Source organism: Luteimonas sp. TWI382 (genome assembly GCF_039674545.1).
Classification (GTDB): Bacteria; Pseudomonadota; Gammaproteobacteria; order Xanthomonadales; family Xanthomonadaceae; genus Luteimonas.
In genome coordinates this window covers 156805-180531 of the sequence record NZ_JBDJNS010000003.1, presented here as the reverse complement: position 1 = coordinate 180531, position 23727 = coordinate 156805, and the positions used below count along the sequence as shown (strand labels likewise).

Genomic DNA, 23727 nt, shown 5'->3' with positions numbered 1-23727 from the left:
CACGAGTCCATGACGTCATTCGATTCCCCGGCCGGGCGCGCCGATGCGCTGGCGCTGGGCCGGCTGGACGCGCACGCGCAGGCCGCGCTGCGCAGCAGCGGCAAGGTGTCCGCGCTCGAACTCACCGAGGCGGCGATCGTCCGCGCGCAATTGCTCGATCCCGCGCTCGGCGCGTTGAGCCATCCGGCGTTCGACGATGCCCGGCGCCGCGCGCGCGCACTCGATGCCGCAGGCCCGGACCCGGCCGCGCCGCTGGCCGGTGTCCCATGGCTGGCGAAGGATTCGCTGCGCGTACCGGGCATGCCCACGCGCGGCGGCTCGCGCAGCCGCAGCAGTGAACCGGCGACCGAGGCGCCGCCGTTCGTGCAGCGCTTCGACACTGCGGGCCTGGTGGCGATCGGCAAGAGCGCAATGCCCGAGTTCGGCCTGATGGGCTCGACCGAACCGCTGCTCGGCCCGGTCACGCGCAACCCGTGGTCGCGCGCGCATTCGCCGGGCGGCTCCAGCGGCGGCGCCGGAGCCGCACTCGCGGCCGGCATCGTGCCGCTGGCGCACGGCAGCGACGGTGCAGGCTCGATCCGCATTCCGGCCTCGGCCTGCGGCGTCGTCGGGCTCAAGCCCGGGCGTGGGGCCTGCGTGCAGGTGCGCGGCCGCCATGCGATCGAGGACCTGATCGTCGCCGACAGCCTGATGTCGCGCAGTGTTCGCGACACCGCCTGGGCCTTCGCCACCGCGCATCCCGACCGCCCGGCCGCGGTGACCGGGCCGGATCGCAAACGCCTGCGCATCGGACTGGTGCTCGAATCGCTGCCAGGGCTGGCGCCCGCTCCCGAGGTCGCGGCGGCGACGCAGTCGGCCGCGCAGCTGTGCGCATCGCTGGGCCATGCGGTCGAGGCGGTGACCTGGCCTCTGGACGGCGAGGCGGTCTGGGCGGCGTTGCACACCTTGTGGTCGCGGCTGGGCGTGGACGCGGTCGAACTGGCGACCGCCCAGGGCGGCGCCGCATTCGCGCAGCGCGCACTCGAGCCGTGGACGCAGGGCCTGGCGCAGTGGCACGAGGCGCACTGCGGGGTCGCCGAGCTCGAACGCGCCTGGACGACCATGGCCGCGCTGCCGGACCTGTTCTCGCGCTTCCACGCGCACTACGACGTGCTGCTGTGTCCGACCCTGCGCACGCCGCCACCGACCCTGGGCACGCTGGCGCCCGACCGCGACTTCGCCGCGCTGTTGCCGGCGATGTTCGAATGGATCTCCTACACGCCGCTGCAGAACCTTGCCGGCACCCCTGCGATCTCGCTGCCGCTGGCGCACAGCGACAGCGGCCTGCCGATCGGGGTGCAGTTCGCGGCCGACCGCGGCCGCGAAGCCCTGCTGCTGGCGCTGGCCTACGAACTGGAGGCGGCCGCACCCTGGCAAGATCGCTGGCCACCGACGTCGGTGGCCAACCACGAGGACACACGCTGATGGGTCACGCCCGCGACACCCGCTATGCGCCCCGCCACGACGGCGACATCGTGCGCCTGGTCCAGGCGCAACCCTTCGCCTGGCTGGTGTCGCCCGGCGGCGACGATGCGGCGTTCACCCCGCTGCCGTTGCGCGTGGAATGCGACGCCCAGGGGCGGCTGGTCGCACTGCGCGGCCACCTGGCACGACGCAACCCGCACGTGGCCAGGCTGCAACGCGATCCGCGGGCCCATGCCCTGGTCATCGGTCCGCACGCCTACGTGTCGCCGAGCTGGCTCGACGACCGCACCCAGGCCCCGAGCTGGAACTACGCCGCGGCTGCGTTCACGCTGGACGTCGCCTGCAGCGACAGCCAGGCCGACATCGCCGACGAGCTCGATGCGCTGGTGACGTCGATGGAAGCGGGCCGCCCGGCTGCCTGGTCGATGCAGGAAATGGGCGAACGCTACGCCCGGCTGGCGAGCGGAGTGACCGCGATCCGCGGCCACATCGCCGCCACCCGCGCCACGTTCAAGCTCGGCCAGGACGAAGCGCCGCACGACTTCGCGCAGTTGCTCGCGGGCCTGACCCGCGGCGGCGAACACGCGCTGGTCGACTGGATGCGCGACTTCGCCGCGGACCGCCACGCATGAGCGCCGCGCCCGACGCGCTGGACCCGATGCTGCGCGGCTTCGTGACCGCGATCTGCAGCGAAGGCGCCCGCCTGGCCGGCGGCCGCACGCTCGACTGGCCGCAGCGGCGTGCGATCGCCGAGACCGTACGGACGCCGTGGCGCGCGGGTGGGCCGACGATGGCGCAGACCACCACGCATCGCATCGACAGCGCGGCGGGCGCCTTCGACGTGCGCGTCTACCGTCCGGCGGGCGCGAGCCACCCGGCTCCGGCACTGGTCTACGTACACGGCGGCGGCTGGTGTCTCTTCAGCCTCGACACCCACGACCGGCTGATGCGCGAACTCGCTGCGCGCGCGGGCATCGTCGTGGTCGGGATCGACTACGCGCTTGCGCCCGAGCATCCCTATCCGACCGCACTGCGGCAATGTGTGGATACGGTGCGTGCGTTGCGCGCGCGCGCCGACGACTTCGGCCTCGATGCCACGCGACTGGCGATCGGCGGCGACTCGGCCGGCGCCAATCTCGCACTCGCCAGCGCACTGCAGTTGCGCGACGCGGATGGGCAGACGGGACTCGCCGGCTTGCTGCTGCACTACGGTGCGTTCGACACCGCGATCGACGCCGACTCGGCGACGACGCTGGGCGGCGACGATGCGATGCTCGGCGCGGACGAGATGGCCGATTACTGGCGCGCCTATCTCGGTGAGGCGGCGGACCGCTGCGGCGACCCCGCGGCCGTGCCCGCGCATGCCGCACTGCACGGCCTGCCCGCGACGCTGCTGCTGTGGGGCGAACGCGACGTGCTCGCGGCGCAGAACGCGGCGATGGCGGCGCGCCTGCGTGCGAGCGGCGTCGAGGTCGACGCGCAGGCGTATGCCGGGGCGCCGCACAGCTTCCTGGAGGCCATGTCGGTGTCCGACATCGCGCGCGATGCGCTGGCGCGCGGCGCCAGCTGGCTGCGCACGCGGCTGGCGCCTGCCGGAGCGGGCGCATGATCCGCCGTCTGGCGCTGGGCCTGCTGCTGTTACCCGGACTGGCGTCCGCGCACGTCCCTGCGCACGGCCACCTGCCGACCCCCGAAGACATCGCCGCGCTGGCCGCCGTCGACGATCCGCAGATCGCGCCCGACGGACGCCGCATCGCCTACACCGTCGGCACGCCGCAGCCCGGCGGCGCAGCGCCACGCACGCAGGTCTGGCGCGTGGCGTTCGACGGCGACACTGCGCCGCGTGCCCTGCCCGTGCCGGACGACGCCCAGGACCGCCAGCCGCGCTGGTCGCGTGACGGCCGGCAGTTGTTGTTCCTGTCCGACCGTCGGCCACCGGGCGCCGACGCCACCGGCCCGACCCAGGTCTGGCGCGTCGACGCCGACGGTGATGCGGCGACACCGCTCACCGATACGCCCGCCGATGTGACCGCGTTCGACCTGTCGCCCGACGGCACCCGGCTCGCCTGGCTGCAGACCGATCCACCCTCGCCCGATGAGGCCGCGCGCCTGGCGGCCAAGGACGATGCCGTCGTGGTCGAGCAGCCGACACGTTTCTCGCGCGTGTGGCTGCGTGCGCTGCCCGATGGCGCGGCACGCGCGCTCACGCCGGTCGGGCTGCAGGTCCACGACCTGGCGTGGTCGCCCGACGGCCGCACGCTGGCGCTGCGCACGTCTTCGGGCACCACGCTCAACGACTACTGGTACGACTCGGCAGTGGTCTTGCTCGACGTCGCCAGCGGACGCATCGGTGCGCCGCTGGAACCGCATGCCTCGGCGCATCCGCTGCAGTGGTCGCCCGACGGCACCCGGCTGCTGTACGGCCGCCTGGGCACGCACGGCATGGTCGCCACACCGATCGTGCACGACATCGCTCGCGACACCCGCGTCGCGCTTGGCGAACACTGGCCGGGCACGCTGTGGCTGGCGCGCTGGCAGGATGACGCGACCCTGCTCGGCCAGGGCCAGCGCGGCATCCGCGGCGCCTTGGTGCAGCTCAATGCGGCGACCGGCGCGGCGACCGAGCGCGCGCGGCCGCAGATTCCGTTCCGCGGTTTCACCGTCGCCGCCGATGGCCGCGCCGCCTACCTCGGCCTGCGCGACGACAGCCCCGGCAATGTCTGGACCTTCGACGGCACGCGGCTGGCGCAACGCAGCGACCACCATCGGCAGGTCGCCGGCTGGCGGCTGGGTCGGGTGCGCGAACTCGAATGGCCCGCCTCGCATGATGGCCGTTTGATCAGCGCCCTGCTGGTCACCCCGCCCGACTGGGACGGTGCGACGCGGCTGCCGACGCTGGTGCAGATCCACGGCGGGCCGGGTTGGGCCTGGTGGTCGGGCTGGCAGGGCTCGTGGCACGAATGGGCGCAGCTGCTCGCCGCACGCGGCTACGCCGTGTTGCTGCCCAACCCGCGCGGCTCGGAAGGGCACGGCAGCGAATTCGCCGAACTCGCCCGTGGCGACTGGGGCGACGGCCCGTTGCAGGACGTGCTCGACGGCCTCGACCTGCTCGAGCGCGACGGCATCGCCGATCCGGCGCGCGTCGCGATCGGTGGCTGGAGCTATGGCGGCTACCTGTCGGCCTGGGCGGTCGCACGCAGCGACCGGTTCCGCACTGCGATCGTCGGCGCCGGCGTGCTCGACCTGGCGAGCGCGGCGCTGACCAACGACGTGCCCGACTACCTGCCCGGCTACTTCGGCGATCCGCTGCGCGAGCGCGCGACCTACGACGCGCAATCGCCGGTGCACCACGCGCGCGACATCCACGTCCCGGTCCTGATCCTGCATGGCGAGGCCGACGCGCGCGTGCCACTGTCGCAGGCGCAGATGCTCCATCGCGCGCTGCGCTTCAACGGCACGCCGGTCGAGCTGGTCACCTATCCGCGCGGCCCGCACTGGTTCCACGAACAGGCCCACGAGATCGATCTGCAGCAACGCGTGCTCGACTGGCTCGATCGCACGCTGCGCTGAACCGGCTCGGTTCACGGTCCGCAGCCGTGCGGGCTGGCAGGGTGCGGGATCACGGCATCGCCCCGGCGCCCGCGCGCGGGGCGGTGCTGCCCGTTTCCCCGCACGATGGAGCCCGCCATGTCCTCCCGACGCGCTTTCCTGTCCGCCGCCGCCCTCGGCGCCGCCACCCTCGCCGCCGCGCCGCTGGCCGCGCGCGCCCAGACCGCCCCCGGCGATGTCCTGCCGACGCAGGGCCATCGCCGGTCCGCTGCGCTGCCGACCAATCCCGCGGGCAGCGGCAGATACCGCCCGCGCGCGCGCGTCGGGCTGGGCGGCGCGCCACTGGGCAACAACTGGGCGGTCGTCACCGAGGACGACGCGCAGGCCACACTGGAGGCCGCGTGGGACGGCGGCATGCGCCTGTTCGACACCTCGCCCTGGTATGGCCTGGGCCGCTCCGAACGTCGCTTCGGCCATGTGCTGGGCCAGAAACCACGCGACGAGTACGTCATCTCCAGCAAGGTCGGCCGCCTGCTGACCGCGACGAAGGAAACGCCGAAGGTCGGCTGGAAGGACCCGCCGCCGTTCGACTACCGCTACGACTACAGCGCGGCCGGCACGCGCCGCTCGATCGAGGACAGCCTGCAACGCCTGGGGATCGATGCGATCGACATCGTGCTGATCCATGATCTGTCGCCCGACAACGGCGACATGAAGGAACGCTGGACCGAGTACTTCGAGCAGGCCCGCACCGGCGCCTTCGTCGAGCTGACCAAGATGCGCGAAGAAGGCCTGATCAAGGCCTGGGGCATGGGCGTCAACACGCCAGACCCGGCGCTGCGGGCGATCGAGGTGGCCGACCCGGATCTCTTCCTGCTCGCCTGCCAATACTCGTTGCTCGACCACCAGCGCGCGCTCGACGACACCTTCGCCAAGCTCGCCGCGAAGGACATCTCGGTGATCGTCGGCTCACCGCTGCTGGCCGGCTTTTTGACCGGTCGCGACCGCTACCTGTACGGGTCGCAGCCGGTGCCGGCCGATGCCCAGCAAAAACGCGCGAAAGCCGAAGAAATCGTGCGTGCGCACGGCGTCGACCTGCGCACTGTCGCCCTGCAGTTCGCCAATGCGCCCGAGGTCGTCTCGGCGATCGTGCCCGGCGCACGTAACGCGCGGCAGGTGCAGGAAAACATCGCCTCGATGTCGGTGGCGATTCCCGGCGGCGTCTGGGACGACCTGCGGCGCGCCGGCATCGTCGCTGCGAACGCGCCGGTGCCTGCAGCGGGCTGATGCAGCCCGCCCCCGGCGCTACGGCGCCGAGTGCGAGGCCGCCAGCCGGGCGCGCACGGCCGCGATCAGCGCTGGCAGCGTCTCCACGCGCGGCACGCCTTAGCGCGCGGCGGTGATGTCCAAGTCGCCCTTGCGGAAGTAACCGGCCGGCGCCGCCAACAGCCGCTTGCCCGAGCGCGAGCAAGGTTCGACGCATCGTGGCCATACCTGCACAGGCCCGCCCTGATCGCAGACGCGCGGCCATCGCCACCGGCGACGCACCGCATGCGACGGGGCTGGCTACACTTGGCGCCAATGAACCCGCATGTCGTCCTGCTCGCCTTGATCCTCGTCCTCGTCGCGGTCGCGACGGGCCTGCTCGTGTTGTTGCTGTTGCGTCGTCCCGGCGCGGGCGGCGAGGCGCTGGAGCGCGCGCTGCGCGAGGAACAGCGCGCGGGCCGGACGGAGCTGCGCCAGCAGCTCGATGGCTTCGCCACTGCCCAGGCGCAGCGCATCGACGCGTTCGGCGCGCAACTGCAGGCGGTCGCCGCACGCACCGACCAGCGGCTGGATGAGTTCACCGTGCGCACCGATGCACGGCTCGACGCATTCACCCGCACCACCGACGAACGCCTCGACGTGCTGCGCGCGGCGCTGGGCGAGGACGCGCGCAAGGCCCGCACCGAGGGCGCGGACCAGCAGCAGCGGTTCGCCGATGCGCTGGGCGCACGCCTGAACGAACTGACCCAGCGCAATGAGCAGCGCATCGGTGAGATGCGCGCCACGCTCGAGCAGCAGCTGCGCGCCTTGCAGGCCGACAACGCCGCCAAGCTCGAGCAGATGCGCGCGACCGTCGACGAGAAGCTGCAGACCACGCTCGAGGCGCGCCTGGGCGCGTCGTTCAAGCTGGTGTCCGAGCGGCTCGAGCAGGTGCAGCGCGGCCTGGGCGAGATGCAGCAGTTGGCGACCGGCGTGGGCGACCTCAAGCGCGTGCTGAGCAACGTCAAGAACCGCGGCGGCTGGGGCGAGGTGCAGTTGGACAACATCCTCGAGCAGACGCTGACCCAGGAGCAGTATGGCCGTGGCGTGCGGGTCAAGCCGGGCGGTGCGGAAGTCGTGGATTTCGCGATCCGCCTGCCGGGCCGCGGGGATGCCGACGCCGTCGTGTGGCTGCCGGTCGATGCGAAGTTCCCGCGCGAGGATTACGAGCGCCTGCTCGATGCGCAGGAACAGGGCGACGCGGAGGCCGTGAAGACCGCGGTCGCCCAGCTCGAACGCGCAATCCGGGTGCAGGCCAAATCGATCTGCGACAAGTACGTGTGCCCGCCGCACACCACCGATTTCGCGGTGATGTTCCTGCCGACCGAAGGGCTCTACGCCGAGGTCATCCGCCGCGCCGGCCTGGTCGATCTGCTGCAGCGCGAGCACCGCATCGTGGTCGCCGGGCCGACGACGATCACCGCGCTGCTCAACAGCCTGCAGATGGGCTTCCGCACGCTGGCGATCGAGCAGCGTTCGAGCGAGGTGTGGCAGGTGCTGGGCGCGGTCAAGACCGAGTTCGGCAAGTTCGCGACCGTGCTCGAGCGCGCCACCAGCCAGCTCGACACCGTGCAGAACAGCATCAAGGCGGCGGGTGTGCGCACGCGTGCGATCGAGCGCCAGCTGCGCGGCGTCGAGTCGCTGCCCGGCCCGGACGCGCAGGCGCTGCTGGGCGATGCGCTCGACGACAGCGTCGACGGCGCGCAGGACTGACCGGCGCCCGCATCGCCGCCGCCATGACGGCGCGGCGGTGGCATGATCGGCGCTCCCCCACCTGCCGGCGCATCCCATGACCGCAGCACTGACCGACATCCCGCTCACGACCATCGATGGCGAGACCACGACACTCGGCGCCTACGCCGGCAAGGCGCTGCTGGTGGTCAACGTGGCCTCCAAGTGCGGGCTGACCCCGCAGTACGCCGGACTCGAAGCGCTGTATCGCGAGCAGCACGCGGCGGGGCTGGAGATCTTGGGCTTTCCGGCCAACGACTTCGCCGGCCAAGAGCCGGGCAGCGACGCGGAGATCCAGCAGTTCTGCGCGCTCCACTACGACGTGGGATTTCCGTTGTTCTCCAAGATCGCGGTCACCGGGCCAAACGCGCATCCGCTGTATGCCGCGCTGACCGCGGCGCAGCCGCAGGCGACCGGCGAGGGTCCGATGCGCGAACGCCTGCGCGGCCACGGCATGACCCCCAACCCGGCGCCGGGCGTGCTGTGGAATTTCGAGAAGTTCCTGATCGACCGCCACGGTCGCGTCGTCGACCGCTTCGCGCCGGACGTGACCGCCGACGATCCGCGGCTGCGCGCGGCGGTCGAGGCCGCGCTGGCGGGCTGAGCGGGTTCGCCCCGCCCACACGATCGACGGCGGGACCGCATGCGGCCCCGCTGTGACTCAGGGGTTGGAGATGCCCGGCACGACTGGGATCGCATCGACCGGCACGGTCGGCATCGCGTCGTCTTCGTAGAGGTAATCGGGCAGGTCGTCGTCGTCGCTGCGATGGCGGCGCACCGACTCGATCTGATAGGCGCGGCGCTGCATCCAGGCATCGCGGATCAGCGCGTACTCGTCGGTCGCGCCCTCGCGCATGCTGTCGACCACGAACAGCCGCGTACGCAGGTCGACCAGTTGCAGACCCTGCAGGCCATAGCGCCAAGTGTCGTCGCTGAGCTGGCGCAGCGGCGACAGCGGCGCGTCGCCGACCATGCCGAACCCGTCGCGCAGCGTGCGCGGGCCGAACAGCGGCAGCTCGACATAGCGCGAGTTCTGCCAGCCCCACACGCCCAGCGTCTGGCCGAAATCGGCATCGCGATGCGGGATGTCGGCGTCGGTAGCCGGGTCGAAGATGCCGCCGATGCCCAGCGTACTGTTGACGACGAACCGGCCCAGCGACTGACCGGCGTCCTTCGGCCGCCCCTGCAGCAGCGCATTGAGCGCCGACACAGGCTGACGGAGGTTGCTGAAGAAGTTGGTCACGCCCAGCCGCACTGGCCGCGGCACGATCTTCGCGTAGACCTTGGCCAGGGGCTTGGCGACGCCGCGGTCGACCGCGCTGTTGAACGCGAACATCTTGCGGTTGAACGGTTCCCACGGGTCGTAGCTGCGCGGCATCTGCGCGGCCGCCGGCAGCGTCGGGTCGGCGACCGGGTCGTAGACCTGCTCACCGTAGAGCGCGGCGTAATCGAGCTCAGCCTGGGTCGGCATGTCGGCGACCGGCGTGCCATCCGCGGGCGTGGCATCGCCGGCGATGCGCGCAGCCTCGTCGAAGGCCGCCACGACCGTGGCCTGATCGGGCGCGACCGGCCGCTCGGACGCATCGGCCTGGGCCGCGTCGGGCACCTCGGTCGGGGCAGGCGCATCGACCGCGACCGGCGAGGGAACCCGATCGCGCGGCGCGCCGGTCCCGGCGCAGGCGACGAGCGTGGCCGCGGCGAGCAGCGGCAGGATCGGGCGGAACGTACGAAGCGGTGTCGACATCGGAGAAGTCCGGTGGGGGGGCCGATGGAACATCAAGAAACCCTGGATCGAAGGGGCGCCGGTGGTCTCGCCGTCGTCCCCCCGGGGTCCGGCGCCGATGCCGCGCGCAGGCGCGACCTCAGGGCAGAACCGACCGCGTCGGCGACGACGACGATACACCCGCCGTCCTGCACGCCGCGCGTCACGCGCGCACGTAGGCCAGCGCCGGGGTCAGCCGGTAGGCGCTGCGCAGCTCGGCCAGGCCCGGCGGTTCGCCGTGGACCGTGAGCGCACCGTCCCCGGCCAGTTCGGCCAGCAACGCGAGCCCGGCGCTGTCGACGGCAGTGACCGTGGTCAGGTCGAGACGGCTGGCGCCGGCGCGCAGCGGCTGCACGCGCGGCCACAGCGCCGGCACCGTCACCGCCGACAACGCGCCGGCGAACGCCAGGGCATCGCCGTCGCGCCGGACCGAGGCTGCGGCGGGCGCGCTCATCGGCCGGTGTCGGCCTGGATCTGGCCGGCGCGCAGTTCGCGGGCGACCTGCTGGATCGACTTGCGCTGCAGCTCGGGGTCGAACTGCTCGCGGAACGTGCGCACGAACGACACGCCCTCGACCATGACGTCGAACACCTTCCAGGTGCCGCCGCTCTGGCGCATCAGGTAATCCACCGGGACCGGCTCGCCGCCGCTGCGCAGCAGCTCGCTGGACACACGCACGCCCAGGCCGCGCGGCAGGGGCGCCTCGGACTTGATGCGCACGCGCAGCTGGGTGTTGAAATCGAGCAGCGAGGAGCCGTAGCGGCGCATCAGGTTCTCGGCCAGCGCATCGCCGAATGCCTTGACGTCGGCATCCGAGGCGCCGCGCCCATGCCGTCCGAGCACCTGGCGCGCGGCGTAGTCGCGGTCGAACATGGTGTCGAACTCGCCGGTGATGAAGCGCTGTAGCGCCGCGCGGTCACGGCTGAACTCGGCGCGCCGGGCCTCGATCGTCTTGAGCACGCGTTCGCTGTTGGCCAGCACCAACTGGCTCGGGGAGCCGGCCTGGGCGTCGGCGACCGGCGCGGCGGCCGGACGGGCCTGCGCGGACACGGTCGCGACCGGCAGGGCGAGTGCGGCGGCCAGCGCCAGCGGCAGCACACGGCGGATCAGGGGCATGCGGATCATGGGAGCACTCCTTCGTCACGGGGGGACGCGTCGGGGGACGCGGCGGCGGGCGGATCGTCCGCCGGCGGCGCGGCATCGCCGCCACCGCTGAACATGTACTTGCCGACCATCTGGATCAGATCGACCGCCGGCGAGGTGAACGCGATCTCCTCGCCGGGCTGCAGCGATTCGAGGTCGCCGCCAGGCGACAGGCCGACGTAGCTCTCGCCCAGCAGGCCGCCGGTGAGGATCGCGGCCGAGGTGTCGGCCGGAATCTCGGCGTAGCGGTCCTCGATCGCCAGGGTCGCGATCGAATCGAACTTCACCGGGTCCAGGTCGATCCTGTCGACCCGGCCGATGGTCACGCCACCGATCTTCACCGGGGCGTTGGGGCGCAACTGGCCGAGATTGCTGAAACGCGCGGTGAGTTCGTATGTGCCGCCACGGCCGAAGCCGAACTTGCCGTTGGTCGAGGCGATCGCCAGCACCAGCAGCGAGCCGAGCGCCAGCAGCAGGAACGCGCCGACGGCGAACTCGAGACGGGGACCACGGGCGCTTGTCATGGGTGTCACCTTTGCAGCGGGCCGCCTGCGCGGCGGTGAAGGAAAAGACCGGACGCCGGATCGGGCATCAACGGAACAGGAATGCGGACATCACGAAGTTGAACATCAGCACCAGCAGCGAGGCGTTGACCACCGCCCGCGTGGTGGCGACCGAGGTGCCCTCGATCGTCGGCTCGGCATGGAAGCCCACATAGGAGGCGACCAGCGCCGCGGTGCCGCCGAACACCGCCGACTTCAGGAACGCGGTCAGAAAATCGCCGCGGAAGTCGACCGCATCCTGCATCGTCTGCCAGAACATGCCGTTGTCGATGCCCAGCACCTGGACCGCCTGGAACCAGCTTGCCGACAGCGCCAGGCTGCAGAAGAACGCGGTCAGCAGCGGCACGCAGATCACCGCCGCCCAGAACCGCGGCGCGACCGCCTTGGCGACCGGGTCGATCGCCATCAGGCCCAGCGCGGTGATCTGGTCGGTGGCCCGCATCAGACCCAGCTCGGCGGCGATCGAACTGCCGGCACGGCCCACGAACAGCAGCGCAGTCAGCACCGGCGCCAGTTCCCGGTACAGGCCCAGGCCGATCAGCACGCTGACCTGGTTGCTGGCGCCGTAGGTCTCCAGCGCGCGGTAACCCAGCAGCGTCAGCGACAGGCCGACGAAGGCGCCGCCCACGGCGATGATCGGCAACGAACGGCCGCCGATCTTGTAGACCTCGCGCAGCAACTCGGCGAAGAAGTCGGCAGTCGGCCGGGAGGCGCGCAGCACCGACAACGAGAACAGCCCGGCACGGCCGAGCGAACGGATGGCGGCGGTCATCGGCGGCATCCCGGGCAGCGATGGCGGGCGGTACACGGACGGATCGCGCGCGTCATGCCGCCTCCGTCCGGACGAGGTCGGCACGGTCGAACGCGATCGGCCCATCGGGCTCGCCGCGCAGGAACTGCCGCACCAGCGGGTCCTCGGAGGCCTCGAGCGCGGCTGGGGTGCCGGCGAACACGATCCGGCCATTGGCGATCACCACCGCGCGATCGGCGACCGGCAGCGTCTCGTGGACATGGTGGGTCACCACGATGCTGGTCAACCCCAGGCTGGCATTGAGCCGCGCGATCAGGCTCATGATCACGCCCGAGGCGATCGGATCCAGGCCGGTCAGCGGCTCGTCGTAGATCATCAGCGGCGGGTCGAGCGCCAGCGCGCGGGCCAACGCGACCCGCCGCGCCATGCCGCCCGACAGCTCGCGCGGATACAGATCGGCGGCCGCGCGCAGGCCTACCGCCTGCAGCTTCATGTCGACCAGTCGCGCGATCACCGGCTTGGGCAGGTCGGTGTGGATGCGCAGCGGCAGCGCGATGTTCTCGGCCGCCGTGAGATCGGTCAGCAGGCCGTTGCCCTGCAGCAGTACCCCGATGCCCTTGCGCATCTCCAACAGCGCGCGCTGGCGCTGCGGCACCGGACGCCCGAACACCTCGACCTTGCCGGCGGCGGGCACCAGCTCGCCGGTCAGCGCCGAGAGCAGCGTCGACTTGCCGCTCCCCGACGGGCCCAGCACCGCGGTCACGCTGCCGCGCGGCACCGTCAGGTCGATGTCCGCGAGCACGGTCCGGCCGCTGCGGTCGAGACGGACCCGGTCGAGACGGACGGCGATGTCGGGAGCGGGATCGAAGGACACGCAAGCAGCCGAAGTTAAAAACCCGTCAAGGTTGGCGGAATGCAACTGAACACAGGCGGAGTGACTGAACCGAATAGTACAGTAATTCGTGCCTCCCTGAACGCCTTGGCGGCGAGACGCAGCGCCTCGCGCGCCGCCCGATCGCCCGATCGCCCGATGTGGGACGCGGTGCGCCCGTCACTGGCTGGGCCGGACGCGGGGTCGGATCGGGTGTCGTGCCGACGACCGATCCGGGCGCGCGTCACGCGCCTGGATCGACGATCGCTTCGTGGCCGGGCCGCACCGGCGTGGCGTCCGGGCGCCCCGCCATGTCCTGGTGCAGGATCCGGCGGATCTCCAGGACCGCCGGTGCGGTCTCCTGCACGCTGTGCCCGGACACGATGACCTTTTCCGACAGCGCGTTCGGCAAGTGCGCGCTGCGGTACGGCACCAGACCATCGTCGCTGTCGGCCAAGTCGCCCTCGGCGCTGCGCCGCGCGACGATCGAGTGCAGCCGCACCGCGGGCGAGATCGGCAACTGCGCCGCCGCGCGCACGAACGGATCGTCCTTGGACAGGTTGTCGATGCTGTTGGGCGAGCGCGTCGCGTCGCTGTCCGCATCGTGGCCGGCCAAGGCCTGGATCACGTCGCCGAAGCCCTCGAGCAAGGTCAGTGGCAATCGCACCAGGCCCGATATCCAACGCCCGAGCCGGGTCCCGGCGACCTCGGTGCCGCGGTGCGGCGCGGCGATGAACACCGCACGGCCGACCTGCGGCATCGGCTCGAAGCGCAGCATCGGTTCGAGCCTGGGGCGGATCCGCGCCAGCCGCGCCGGTTCGATCTCGCGCGCCTCGACGACTGCGTCCCACAGCGCATCGCCTGACGACGACACCAGCAGCCGTGCGATCACCCCACCCATGCTGTGGCCGATCAGCACGATGTCGCGCGAAGCGGGGGCCTGTCCGTCGGGATCGACGTGCGCGAGCGCATCGATCACCAGGCGCCGGATCGCCGCCTGATTGAGCGCGATCGGCATGTTGGTCGGGTAATAGACCTGCCAGACCTGGTAGTTCCGGCGCAGCGCCTCGTCGCCCATGATTTCGTTGGCGACGTTGACCCACGCCTCAGGACTGCTGGCCAGGCCATGGATCATCAACACGATGCGCCGCTGCGGATCGTAGGGCTGCATCATGTACAGGTGCGGACGCTCGATTCCGCGCTCGCGGCCCAGCAAGGTGCGCAGCGACTGCACGGCGAAGCCCGAGCGCGCCAGCCACAGCCCGTAACCGGCGCTGAAGTTCGCGGCCAGCGGCACCGGCTGGCCGCGCAGCACGACGGTGTCCTCGATGTAGGGGTCGTGCGCGCTGGCCAGCACCTCGCGCGTGGCCAGCACTTGGGCCGCATCCTCACCCGGAAAGCGGAACAGCAGGGTCAGGCTCGGCGAAGGCATCTCGCTCCACGCCGGCACTTCGGGGCCGTGCCCGGCGCGCGCTTGGGGCGCGGCCGCAGCGGCGGCGGCCACCGGGTCGTCCATCACTGCCACCATCTCAGCGCCGAACCCATCACGACGGTAGATGCTGCGCAGGCCCTTGAACGACAGCGATGCGGCCGGCAGCAGTTCCTGCGGCATGTCCGTGCCGCCGGGCAGGCGCACGCCGGTCACGTCCATATGCAGCGTCCAGCCAACGACCTCGATGCGGTCGGCGGCCGGCGCGCTGCGCAAGCGGGTATCGAACAGCTGTGTCGCCGCCGCCTGGACGGCATGGTTGTACCAGTCCCGGACCTGGGTCTGGCGATCCTCGAACGCACGCTCCCCCGGCGAGCGCGCGGTGTAGAACAGGTAGACGTAGGCATGGCGCGCGGCTTCGAACAGCGCCTGCAGCCGGGCGTCCGCGCTTGCCGGGTCGATCGGCTTTCCAGGCACCGGCGAGGCCAGCGCCAGGGCGTGCTGCAACCACAGTTCCGACACCGCCGATTGCAAGCGCTCGTCCGCGATCCCCTCCACCCCCGGCAACGCGTCGATGCACGCGATCGACGGCTGCGCGCAGGCGGCGGTGTCGAGGCCGGCGACGCGGATCGTCTGCGCCGTGGCGGCGCTGAGACGACCGGTGGTCAGGATGTCGCCGCGTTGCAGCGCGATGGTCTCGCCGGGCGTCATCGGCTCGACGGCGACCGAGGGGCCGAACTCACGCAGGATCGCGCAGCCGCCCAGCAAGGCCACCAGCAGCGCGACGACGACCGCCCGCCGCAGCCGCCGGTCATGGCGCGGCGGCAGGCGCGCTCGGCACGCCTTCGCGGATTGCGCGCGGGAAATCGGCCGCCGGCCCGTCGAAAGCGCGGGCGCGCGCGGTGATGCGCCCGGCTGTCCGCAGCGTGTCCAGGTCGTAGCCGGGCATCAGCCCAGCGTGGTCGTAGGCGTAGCCGTCGAAGTGCCCCGACAGCAGCAGCCGGTAGTCGAGCGGCAGCGCCGGCGCGATGCGCCGCGCGAGCGCGAACACGATGGTCGTGCAGTTGCTGGTCAGCGTGTTGTAGAAGCGGGGCTTGCGACGCAGCCGCGCCGCCTCGTCCAGATAGCCCAGGAACACCTCGCGCAGTTCCGCCGGCGGCACGTCGAGCCGGTACAGATACACGTCCTCGCCGCGGACATTGCTGCGCACGCGCACGATGTCGTGCTCGTCGGCCGCCACCAGTACGGTCTCGAACTGGCGGAAGAAGCCGCCGACCGCCGAGAACGACTCGTCGCGCTCTTTGCGGATCTCCAGTGAGAACACCAGCTGCCGGCCATCGTCGAAGCCGAACGAGATCAGCGTGTGGGCGATGTGCGGCCCCATCCAGTACGACAGGATCAGATCGGCCGACACCAGGTGATCGAGGTCATAGGTGCGCGTCTCCCAGCGCACGGTGTAGTCCTGGTCGCTGCGCCAGTCGAAGTTGCGGACATTGCGCAGCGTGACCCGACTGCCATCGACATCGGCGTCGAGCAATCGCGCGACATCGTCCGCCCACAGGCGCGCGTGCGAGGGCATCAAGGTCTGCCACCAGCCGAGCAGCATCAGCAACGCGATCCCGCCGACGACCGGCGCGATACGACCCCGCGCCCGACGCGGCCGTGGCGGCAGGGACACCAGTACGGCCACCGCAACCGACAACCAGGCCGCGATCAATGGCCATCGCCAGGGCGCCGGCGCCTGGTACCCCAACGCGAACGCCCCCCACAGGGCGACAGGCACGACCGCCAGCGCGGCCATGGCGGCACCGAGCCAGCGCCGGGCCGGGTTGCCGGATGTCGTTGGAGGGGGATCTGAACGGAAATCGGGCGCCATGGTCGCGGTTCGAGCCGGGCCTGCAATAGGCAGGACGCGTTCATCCTAGCAATATTTGAACCAGCAAGTACACTATTTAAGTCCGCCCTCAGAGCCCGCCCGCACGCGGCCCATGGCCGTCCGGCGTGTCGCCGGACGCATCTCACGGCATGCTGCGACCCTGAACCGCACGCGTGCCGGAGGCGGGACACTCACGCAATTTGAGCCAAATCACGACACCCCCGCCACACCCGGCGCGGAAGACTGGGCGCGTCACTTCCGACCGACCCAGGAGTTTTCCATGCGTCGTATCGTGCTTCCTCTTGCGGCCGTCGCCGCCCTCGCGCTGTCTGCGTGCAACAACCACGACACGCCCGCCACCGGCCCTGCGTCCACGACCGATCCGGCGACGGCGCCGCCGCCGATGGACTCGCAGACGCCACCGGCCAGCGACCCGATGATGCCGCCGCCGACCGACCCGACGCTGCCGATCAACGACCCGGTCGACCCCAGCATGCCGCCGCCGACCGATCCCACGATGCAGCCACCCACCGATCCGACGACCACGCCGCCGGCACCCCCGACGGGTCAGGACGGAACGACCGGCACCTGATCGTCGCGTTCCGATCGCGCTCCTCTGCCCGGTTCGACACGCGGCAGGCGCGACACGCGCTCCAACCGACATGCCGCCCGTGTGTTCACGGGCGGCTCTTTGTTGGCTTACTGGCGCATTCGGCTCGAAATCGAACATGCCATCCACCCGAGGGTGGCGGCATCGGCGCGACCAGGTGCGTCAGCGCGACGGGTTGCGCCGGGCCTCGTCGCTGACGGTTCGACGCGCGCGGAACTCGCTGTCCTCGTTCCACTGCGGCCAGTCGCCCGTGTTGGCGAGCGCCGCCGCCAGGCGGTAGACCGTGCGCGTATCGGCTGTGGGGCCGGCCATGTCCCAGCTGTCGTCGAAGGCGTCACCGGGCTGGTGATAGCGATGCGCGAAGTAGTCTGCGCGCGCCGCTTTGCCGCCTTCGACGCCGCCATCGAGCTGGTCCATGCCCGGACCGATCGTCAGCGCCGGCACCCCGGCCTGGGCGAATGCGAAATGGTCGGCGCGGTAGAACAGCCCCGCTTCGAGATTGGGATCGGGCGACCAAGTGCGGCCGTCGATGGCCGCCGCCGCGGCCAGATCGCGCTCGAGCGAGACGCGGCCGTTGCCCCAGGACGAGATGTCGCGGGTTTCGCCGTCCGGGCTCCACATTTCCATGTTCAGCACCGCGGCCGTGGTCTCGAGCGGACGCAGCGGATTGGCCGCGTAATAGGTCGCACCGAGCAGGCCGTTCTCCTCGGCCGTCAATGCGATGAACTGCAAGGTACGCGCCGGGCGCGGACCGGCGGCGAACACGCGCGCCAGTTCGATCAGCGACGCGATCGCGGTCGCGTTGTCGACCGCGCCGTTGATGATCGCATCGCCACTGGCATCGGGCTGGCCGACACCGAAACTGTCCCAGTGGCCCGACAGCACGACCGTCTCGTCGGGACGCGACGCGCCCGGCAGCACGCCGACCACGTTGTGGCTGGTCACGCGCTCGCGCTGCACGTCGAAGGCGATGTCCAGGCGCGCATCGCCGAGCGCGCTGCCGCGAAAGCCCGTCTGCTGCGCCCGTCGCTTTTCGGCCTCGAAATCGAGCCCGGCATCGGCGAACAGACGCACCGCGACCTCGCGCTGCATCCAGCCACGCATCGGCAGGTGATGGGTCTGGGCGTCGGCGCGGACGATGTCGTACTGCGGCCCGGCGCGACCGTTGCGCACCGTCGCCCACGGGTAGGACGCCGGCTCGGTCTCATGGACGATCAGCACGCCGGCCGCGCCGCGTCGCGCGGCCTCTTCGTACTTGTAGGTCCAGCGGCCGTACCAGGTCAGCGCGCGCCCGCCGAAGCGACCCGGCGCCTCGGCCTCGAAATCGGGATCGTTGATCAGGACCACGACCAGCTTGCCGGCGACGTCGAGACCCGCGTAGTCGTCCCAGTCGAGTTCCGGCGCGGTGATGCCGTAGCCGGCGAACACCACCGGCAGGTCGGACAGCGCCACGCGCGCGCCCGGCCGCAGGGTCTCGACCGCGATGTCCTCGCCATTGGCGAGCGCGCGCGTCTGGCCGCCGACATGCAGCCGCGCCTCGACCGGGCCGACGATCGCACTGCGCTCAAGGACGACCGCCTGGGTCCAGCCACCGTCGTCGCCGCCCGGCGACAGTCCGGCCTGCGCGAACTGTTCGGCGATATAGGCAATGGTCTTGCGCTCGCCCTCGGTCGTTGGCGCGCGCCCTTCGAAGGCATCCGAGGCAAGCACCGACAGGTGACGGGCGAGATTGTCGGCGACGATCCCGCCGCCCGGCACATCGGCCGTTGCGGCCGGAGCGGGGCCGCGATCGGTCCCGGCGGCGGCGGCGAATGCCGGCTCGCCGGCGAGCGACAGCGCCAGGGCGGCGGACAGAAGAGCGACAGGGACAGCGCGGCGTGGCATCGGCGGATTCTTCCTCGCATGAATTCTCCCCATCATGCCGCAACTGGCCCGGGCCCCTGCCAGCGGCTAAAGTGGAAGATGGTCCCCCCGACAGGAGCACTGCATGTCACGACGCCTCCGCGTTTCGCTGCCCCGGCCCATGCTGGCCGCCTTGCTGGTGCCCGCGTTCGCACTGGCTGCCTGCGCACCTGCCCATGACGAGGGCTTCGAGGAAGAGCCGCCCGCAGCCGGCGTCGCCGATGCCGACACCGGGGCCGGCAGTGCGATCGAAACCGAAGCGGCGGCCGGCGAGCCGTCGGCCGAGGGCGCGATCGGCACCACGCCCTGCGACACCGAGGCGGTGCAGGCCATGATCGGCCAGCCCGGCAACGACGCGCTTTTCGACAAGGCCCAACAGGATGCCGGCGCCCGCACCCGTCGCGCGATCCGTCCTGGCGATGCGGTGACGATGGATTTCCGCGAAGACCGGCTGAACATCGATCTCGACGCCGAGGGCCGGATCACCGGATTCCGCTGCGGCTGATGTCGCGGCGGCCAAGGGGGCCCGGCACGCCGGTGCCAGGCCCCAGGCGCCTCATGTCGCGCCGTGCACGGCTGGGTGCGAGCCGCGATGGCGGAACCGGCGCGACAGCCAGTCGCCCAGGTCGTCGATGACCGTGAACGCGGCCGGGATCACGATCAGACTCAGCAGCGTCGAGGTGATCAAGCCGCCGATCACAGCGATCGCCATGGGCGCGCGGAAACTCGAATCGCCGGCAAAGCCCAACGCGATCGGCATCATGCCCGCGCCCATGGCCAATGTGGTCATGATGATCGGCTGGGCGCGCTTGCGGCAGGCGTCGACCAGCGCGTCGTGCTGGCTCATCCCCAACTCGTCCTCGGCGATCACCGCGTAGTCCACCAGCAGGATCGAGTTCTTGGTGGCGATGCCGATCAGCATCAGCAGGCCGATCAGCGCCGGCAGCGAGAGCATGTTCTGGGTCAGCAGCAGTGCGCCGAATGCACCGCCTGCGCTCAGTGGCACCGCCGCCAGGATCGTGACCGGCATCAAGGCGTGGTTGAACAGCAGCAACAGCACCATGTAGATGCACACAAGGCCGGCGGCCATCGCCAGCACGAAGCCCACGAACAGCTCGACGAACACCTCGGCATCGCCGCTGTTGAGGAAGCTCACGCCCGGCGGCAGCGTCTTGACGCTCGGCAACGCCTGCACCTGGGCCATGACATCGCCCATCGGACGCCCGTTGAGTTCGGCGGTCAGCGTTACGTTGCGCTGGCGCTGGTAGCGCGAGAGCTGCGACGGGCCGCTGCCGGGCCGGATCTCGGCGACCGCGGCCAGCGGCACCGGACCATCGCGACCGGGCACGCGCAACTGTCCGATCAACGCCGGGTCGGCGAGCACCGCTTCGGCGAAGCCGACCCGGATCGGCACCTGGCGGTCGGGCAGGTTGAGCTTGGCCAGGCGCTGCTCGTAGTCGCCGGCGGTGGCGATGCGGGCCGCTTCGGCGATGTCCGCCGTGGCCACGCCCAGGTCGGCGGCGCGCGCCGGCACGGGCACGATCTGCACTTCGGGTCGCAGCAGCGATGCACTGGAGGTGACGCTGCCCAGCCCTGGGATGCCGCGCAGGTCGCGCTCCAACGCGATCGCCGCCTCCTGCAGCCGCTGGGGGTCGTCGCCCGACAGCACCAGCTGCAGCAGGTTGCCCGGTTCGGAACTGACATAGCTCACGCGCACGCCGGGCAGGTCGGCCAGACGCTGCCGCGCCTCGCGTTCGAGGACCCGCTGGTCGCGATCGCGGGTATTGGCGGTGCCCCAGTCCAGCACCAGGACCGCCTTGCGCGACTCGCCGACGCCGGTCGCGCCGGGATCGCCGAGATCGAGCACCGCGCCCACCGCGGTATAGACCTGTCGAAGCTCGGGCATCTCGCCCAGCAGCCCGCGCGCGCGCTCGGCCATCGCCACGGTCTCCTGCAGGCGCGTGCCCGGCGGCAGCTCGAGGCTCAGGTTGCTGCGCCCCAGATCGGACTGCGGGATGAAGGTGGTCGGGATGAACGGCACCAGCGCCAGCGAGGCGACGAACAGGCCCGTCGCCAGCCACAGCGTGCGACCCCGGTGGCGCAGCGCCGCGTCCACCCAGCCCAGGTACCAGACCATCAGCCGGGAATCGGCCTTCTCCTCGCCGTGCGGCTTGAGTAGGTAGGCCGCCATCATCGGCGTGAGCAGGCGCGCCACCAGCAGCGAGAACAGCACCGCAGTGGCGGCGGTCCAGCCGAATTCCCGGAAGAACTTGCCGGCGATGCCGGGCATGAACGCCACCGGCACGAACACCGCGGCGAGCGTCAGCGAGGTGGCGATCACGGCATTGCCGATTTCGCCGGCGGCCTCGCGCGCCGCTTCCAGCGGCGGCTTGCCCATGCGCAGATGGCGCACGATGTTCTCGATCTCCACGATCGCGTCGTCGACCAGGATGCCCACCACCACCGACAGCGCCAGCAACGTGATCAGATTCAGCGTGAATCCGAACGCGTACATCACCGCGAAGGTCGGGATGATCGACAGCGGCAGCGCCAGCGCCGCCACCCAGGTCGCGCGCCAATCGCGCAGGAACAACCACACCACCAGCAGCGCCAGCAACGCGCCTTCGTAAAGCATGGTCATCGACGAGTCGTAGGACCGGTGGGTCTCGTCGATCGCGGTGGAGACCAGCCGGAAATCGACGCCGGGGTGATCGGCCTTGAGGCGGTCGAGTGCGGCATGCACGCCCGCCTCGACCTTGACCTCGCTGGAGCCGCGCGTGCGCGACATCGAGAACGCGACCACGTCCTCGCCGTCGAGCAGCGCCGCCTCGGTCGGATCGGCGGCGGCGTCGGTGACCGTGGCCAGCGTCGACAGCCGGACCGCACGACCATCGGGCAATGCGACCGCGTAATCGCGCAACGCCTGCGCATCGGCGACGGTGCCCAGCGTCCGGATGGTCTGCTGCGCACCCGCGATCTCGGTCTTGCCGCCTGCGCGTTCGACCTGGATGCGGGCCAACTGCTGCGAGACATCGCCGGCCGTGATGCCCATGGACATCAACGCTCTGGGGTCGAGATCCACCCGGATCTGCCGCTGCACGCCGCCCACGCGGGTGACCCGGGCCACGCCCGGCACGCCGTACATCGCCCGGGCGATGTCGCGGTCGACGAACCAGCTGGCCTCGTCGGCGGTCATGTGCGGCGCGACCAACGCATAGGTCATCAGCGAACCGCCGATGTCGACCTTCGAGATCACCGGCTCCTGGATGTCCTGCGGCAGGTCGGTGCGGATACGGGTGATCGCATCGCGGGTGTCGTCCAGCGCCGTGGCCAGGTCGGCCTCGAGCTGGAATTCGATCGTCGTGGTGCTCACGCCCTCACTGACCGACGATATCACCCGCTTGACGTTGCTGACCGTGGCCACCGAGTCCTCGACCTTGCGGGTGACCTCGGCCTCGAGTTGACTCGGCGAGGCGCCGGGCTGGCTCACGGTCACCGTGGTCATCGGAAACGCGATGTCGGGGAAGCGCGCCACCGGCAACTGGTGGAACCCCCACAGGCCGGCCACGCACAACACGAAGAAGATCAGCAGTGCCGGCAACGGACGCTTGATGGCCCAGGCGGAGATGTTCATCGCGCAGCCGCCCCGGTGCCGCCAACCACCCGTACGCGGTCGCCCTCACCGAGGAAGCCGGCACCGTCGAGCACGACACGGTCGCCGGCGGCCAGGCCATCGACGATCGCGGTCCGGCCGGCGACGGTCTGGCCCGTGCGCACGCGGCGTCGGGTGGCCCGCTGCTGGTCGTCGATGCCGAACACATAGCTGTGACCATCGCGCTGCACGATCGACGCCGTGGGCACAGTCAGCACCTGGCCTTCACCGGTGACGATACGGCCATCGACAAACACGCCGGCCTTCAACGGGCCGGGCGCCGGCAGGTCCGCATAGACCGTGCCGGTGCGCGTTTGCCCGTCCACACCGGGACTGACCGCGCGAATGCGGCCCTCGATCGTCTGGTCCGCGTACTGCAGCACCACGGCATTGCCGACGACGACGTCGGCCAGCTGCGCCTCCGGCAGCTCGGCCCGCCATTCCAGGCGACCGTCGCGGATCAGACGCAACAACTCGGTACCGGCCGCGACCACCTGCCCGGGTTGCACCAGGCGCTTGGAGATCAGGCCGTCGGCGGGCGCGCGCAGGTCCGCAAAATCGCGGCGCAACTGCGCCGCGTCGCGCGCCGCCCGCGCCGTCGCGGTCTGCGCTTCGGCATTCAGACGCGCGGCACGCAGTTCGTCCAGATTGCCGGCACTGATCAGCTGCTGCGCCGCCAGGGTCTCGCTGCGCGCGTAGTTCATCTGCGCCAGCGCCTGCGCAGCGTGCGCCTGGCGCAGCGACGCATCGGCCTGGGCCAGTTCGCTGTCCAGACTGCGGTGATCGAGCCGCAGCAGCACCTGGCCTTTCTTCACCCACTGGCCGACGTCGACCTCCAGCGCGGTGACACGTTGCCCGCTCAGTTCCACGCCCAGTTGCATGTCCTCGTACGCGCTGACCGGCCCGGACACCAGGACCGTGCGCGCCATGGTCTGGCGCTCCACGAGCGCCAGCGACACCGGCAGCGCCGAGGTCTCGGCGGTCGCGTCAGCGGTGGGCCCATCGGCGTCGCCACAAGCCGAGAGCGCTGCGACGAGCAGCAGACAGCAACAACGCAATAGTCGATCACGCATGGCGAGGGTCCCGGACCGCGGTAGCGGGGATGGAGGAGGAAGGAAA

General features: G+C 71.2%; 20 protein-coding genes. 9 read left to right on the top strand and 11 right to left on the bottom strand.

The window, feature by feature from the left end:
• Window positions 1-9: 9 nt before the first annotated feature.
• The 7 genes from ABE505_RS03495 to ABE505_RS03465 all read left to right on the top strand — a co-directional run bounded on the left by ABE505_RS03495 (window position 10) and on the right by ABE505_RS03465 (window position 8653).
• Window positions 10-1464, top strand: a complete 1455-nt coding sequence (locus tag ABE505_RS03495) for an amidase family protein (protein WP_346441916.1) — start codon at window positions 10-12, stop codon at window positions 1462-1464.
• Window positions 1464-2096 carry an FMN-binding negative transcriptional regulator gene (locus tag ABE505_RS03490; RefSeq protein WP_346441917.1) on the top strand — a complete coding sequence of 211 codons (633 nt, stop codon included), beginning with the start codon at window positions 1464-1466 and terminating at the stop codon, window positions 2094-2096. The genes ABE505_RS03495 and ABE505_RS03490 overlap by 1 nt, the downstream gene beginning before the upstream one ends.
• Window positions 2093-3073 (top strand): alpha/beta hydrolase fold domain-containing protein, encoded by a 981-nt coding sequence (locus ABE505_RS03485; protein WP_346441918.1) that lies wholly within the window; start codon window positions 2093-2095, stop codon window positions 3071-3073. Before ABE505_RS03490 ends, ABE505_RS03485 begins: the two co-directional genes overlap by 4 nt.
• Window positions 3070-5034: a S9 family peptidase gene (locus ABE505_RS03480; RefSeq protein WP_346441919.1), complete on the top strand. Its 1965-nt coding sequence runs from the start codon at window positions 3070-3072 to the stop codon at window positions 5032-5034. Before ABE505_RS03485 ends, ABE505_RS03480 begins: the two co-directional genes overlap by 4 nt.
• A 117-nt stretch (window positions 5035-5151) precedes the next feature.
• On the top strand, window positions 5152-6300 hold the full coding sequence (locus tag ABE505_RS03475; protein WP_346458263.1) for an aldo/keto reductase: 1149 nt from the start codon (window positions 5152-5154) through the stop codon (window positions 6298-6300).
• Window positions 6301-6594: 294 nt separating this feature from the next.
• Complete coding sequence (gene rmuC, locus ABE505_RS03470; RefSeq protein WP_346441921.1) at window positions 6595-8031, top strand: DNA recombination protein RmuC; 1437 nt, start codon at window positions 6595-6597, stop codon at window positions 8029-8031.
• A gap of 76 nt (window positions 8032-8107) precedes the next feature.
• Window positions 8108-8653, top strand: coding sequence for a glutathione peroxidase (locus ABE505_RS03465; protein WP_346441922.1), 546 nt, complete (start codon window positions 8108-8110; stop codon window positions 8651-8653).
• 57 nt (window positions 8654-8710) lie between these two features.
• Here ABE505_RS03465 and ABE505_RS03460 read toward each other — a convergent pair whose 3' ends face one another.
• From ABE505_RS03460 to ABE505_RS03425, 8 genes are all read right to left on the bottom strand, one after another.
• Window positions 8711-9793, bottom strand: coding sequence for an MlaA family lipoprotein (locus ABE505_RS03460; protein WP_346441923.1), 1083 nt, complete (start codon window positions 9791-9793; stop codon window positions 8711-8713).
• 181 nt (window positions 9794-9974) lie between these two features.
• The gene (locus tag ABE505_RS03455) at window positions 9975-10265 is read right to left on the bottom strand and encodes an STAS domain-containing protein (RefSeq protein ID WP_346441924.1); all 291 of its coding nucleotides are present in this window, start codon (window positions 10263-10265) and stop codon (window positions 9975-9977) included.
• Window positions 10262-10921 (bottom strand): ABC transporter substrate-binding protein, encoded by a 660-nt coding sequence (locus tag ABE505_RS03450; protein WP_346442080.1) that lies wholly within the window; start codon window positions 10919-10921, stop codon window positions 10262-10264. The genes ABE505_RS03455 and ABE505_RS03450 overlap by 4 nt, the downstream gene beginning before the upstream one ends.
• An 11-nt stretch (window positions 10922-10932) precedes the next feature.
• The gene (mlaD, locus tag ABE505_RS03445) at window positions 10933-11478 is read right to left on the bottom strand and encodes an outer membrane lipid asymmetry maintenance protein MlaD (protein ID WP_346441925.1); all 546 of its coding nucleotides are present in this window, start codon (window positions 11476-11478) and stop codon (window positions 10933-10935) included.
• Window positions 11479-11545: 67 nt separating this feature from the next.
• On the bottom strand, window positions 11546-12289 hold the full coding sequence (locus tag ABE505_RS03440) for an MlaE family lipid ABC transporter permease subunit (RefSeq protein ID WP_346441926.1): 744 nt from the start codon (window positions 12287-12289) through the stop codon (window positions 11546-11548).
• A gap of 52 nt (window positions 12290-12341) precedes the next feature.
• Entirely contained in the window at window positions 12342-13118 is a 777-nt protein-coding gene (locus tag ABE505_RS03435; RefSeq protein WP_346442081.1) for an ATP-binding cassette domain-containing protein, read from the bottom strand.
• 265 nt (window positions 13119-13383) lie between these two features.
• Window positions 13384-15342 carry an alpha/beta fold hydrolase gene (locus tag ABE505_RS03430; RefSeq protein WP_346441927.1) on the bottom strand — a complete coding sequence of 653 codons (1959 nt, stop codon included), beginning with the start codon at window positions 15340-15342 and terminating at the stop codon, window positions 13384-13386.
• 37 nt (window positions 15343-15379) lie between these two features.
• Window positions 15380-16369 (bottom strand): DUF4105 domain-containing protein, encoded by a 990-nt coding sequence (locus ABE505_RS03425; protein WP_346441928.1) that lies wholly within the window; start codon window positions 16367-16369, stop codon window positions 15380-15382.
• 355 nt (window positions 16370-16724) lie between these two features.
• Between ABE505_RS03425 and ABE505_RS03420 the strand changes: the two genes are divergently transcribed.
• The gene (locus ABE505_RS03420) at window positions 16725-17036 is read left to right on the top strand and encodes a hypothetical protein (RefSeq protein ID WP_346441929.1); all 312 of its coding nucleotides are present in this window, start codon (window positions 16725-16727) and stop codon (window positions 17034-17036) included.
• Window positions 17037-17216: 180 nt separating this feature from the next.
• On the opposite strand, the gene ABE505_RS03415 is transcribed toward ABE505_RS03420, so the two are convergent.
• Window positions 17217-18938, bottom strand: coding sequence for a M28 family metallopeptidase (locus ABE505_RS03415; protein WP_346441930.1), 1722 nt, complete (start codon window positions 18936-18938; stop codon window positions 17217-17219).
• 103 nt (window positions 18939-19041) lie between these two features.
• Here ABE505_RS03415 and ABE505_RS03410 point away from each other — a divergent pair, with 103 nt between their 5' ends.
• Entirely contained in the window at window positions 19042-19461 is a 420-nt protein-coding gene (locus ABE505_RS03410) for an I78 family peptidase inhibitor (protein ID WP_346441931.1), read from the top strand.
• A 51-nt stretch (window positions 19462-19512) separates the two neighbouring features.
• Here ABE505_RS03410 and ABE505_RS03405 read toward each other — a convergent pair whose 3' ends face one another.
• Together ABE505_RS03405 and ABE505_RS03400 are read right to left on the bottom strand one after the other, a co-directional pair.
• Window positions 19513-22590, bottom strand: coding sequence for an efflux RND transporter permease subunit (locus ABE505_RS03405; RefSeq protein WP_346441933.1), 3078 nt, complete (start codon window positions 22588-22590; stop codon window positions 19513-19515).
• Window positions 22587-23681, bottom strand: a complete 1095-nt coding sequence (locus ABE505_RS03400; RefSeq protein WP_346441934.1) for an efflux RND transporter periplasmic adaptor subunit — start codon at window positions 23679-23681, stop codon at window positions 22587-22589. Before ABE505_RS03400 ends, ABE505_RS03405 begins: the two co-directional genes overlap by 4 nt.
• Window positions 23682-23727 lie beyond the last annotated feature (46 nt).

Excerpts from the sequence above, each read along its gene's own strand:
- ABE505_RS03475 (WP_346458263.1), top strand. The coding sequence starts at position 5,152 with ATGTCCTCCCGACGCGCTTTCCTGTCCGCCGCCGCCCTCGGCGCCGCC.
- ABE505_RS03425 (WP_346441928.1), bottom strand. The coding sequence starts at position 16,369 with ATGGCCGCGCTGGCGGTCGTGCCTGTCGCCCTGTGGGGGGCGTTCGCG.
- ABE505_RS03490 (WP_346441917.1), top strand. The coding sequence starts at position 1,464 with ATGGGTCACGCCCGCGACACCCGCTATGCGCCCCGCCACGACGGCGAC.
- ABE505_RS03405 (WP_346441933.1), bottom strand. The coding sequence starts at position 22,590 with ATGAACATCTCCGCCTGGGCCATCAAGCGTCCGTTGCCGGCACTGCTG.
- ABE505_RS03465 (WP_346441922.1), top strand. The coding sequence starts at position 8,108 with ATGACCGCAGCACTGACCGACATCCCGCTCACGACCATCGATGGCGAG.
- ABE505_RS03480 (WP_346441919.1), top strand. The coding sequence starts at position 3,070 with ATGATCCGCCGTCTGGCGCTGGGCCTGCTGCTGTTACCCGGACTGGCG.
- ABE505_RS03485 (WP_346441918.1), top strand. The coding sequence starts at position 2,093 with ATGAGCGCCGCGCCCGACGCGCTGGACCCGATGCTGCGCGGCTTCGTG.
- ABE505_RS03460 (WP_346441923.1), bottom strand. The coding sequence starts at position 9,793 with ATGTCGACACCGCTTCGTACGTTCCGCCCGATCCTGCCGCTGCTCGCC.
- ABE505_RS03420 (WP_346441929.1), top strand. The coding sequence starts at position 16,725 with ATGCGTCGTATCGTGCTTCCTCTTGCGGCCGTCGCCGCCCTCGCGCTG.
- ABE505_RS03455 (WP_346441924.1), bottom strand. The coding sequence starts at position 10,265 with ATGAGCGCGCCCGCCGCAGCCTCGGTCCGGCGCGACGGCGATGCCCTG.
- rmuC (WP_346441921.1), top strand. The coding sequence starts at position 6,595 with ATGAACCCGCATGTCGTCCTGCTCGCCTTGATCCTCGTCCTCGTCGCG.
- ABE505_RS03410 (WP_346441931.1), top strand. The coding sequence starts at position 19,042 with ATGTCACGACGCCTCCGCGTTTCGCTGCCCCGGCCCATGCTGGCCGCC.
- ABE505_RS03440 (WP_346441926.1), bottom strand. The coding sequence starts at position 12,289 with ATGACCGCCGCCATCCGTTCGCTCGGCCGTGCCGGGCTGTTCTCGTTG.
- ABE505_RS03495 (WP_346441916.1), top strand. The coding sequence starts at position 10 with ATGACGTCATTCGATTCCCCGGCCGGGCGCGCCGATGCGCTGGCGCTG.
- ABE505_RS03400 (WP_346441934.1), bottom strand. The coding sequence starts at position 23,681 with ATGCGTGATCGACTATTGCGTTGTTGCTGTCTGCTGCTCGTCGCAGCG.
- ABE505_RS03415 (WP_346441930.1), bottom strand. The coding sequence starts at position 18,938 with ATGCCACGCCGCGCTGTCCCTGTCGCTCTTCTGTCCGCCGCCCTGGCG.
- mlaD (WP_346441925.1), bottom strand. The coding sequence starts at position 11,478 with ATGACAAGCGCCCGTGGTCCCCGTCTCGAGTTCGCCGTCGGCGCGTTC.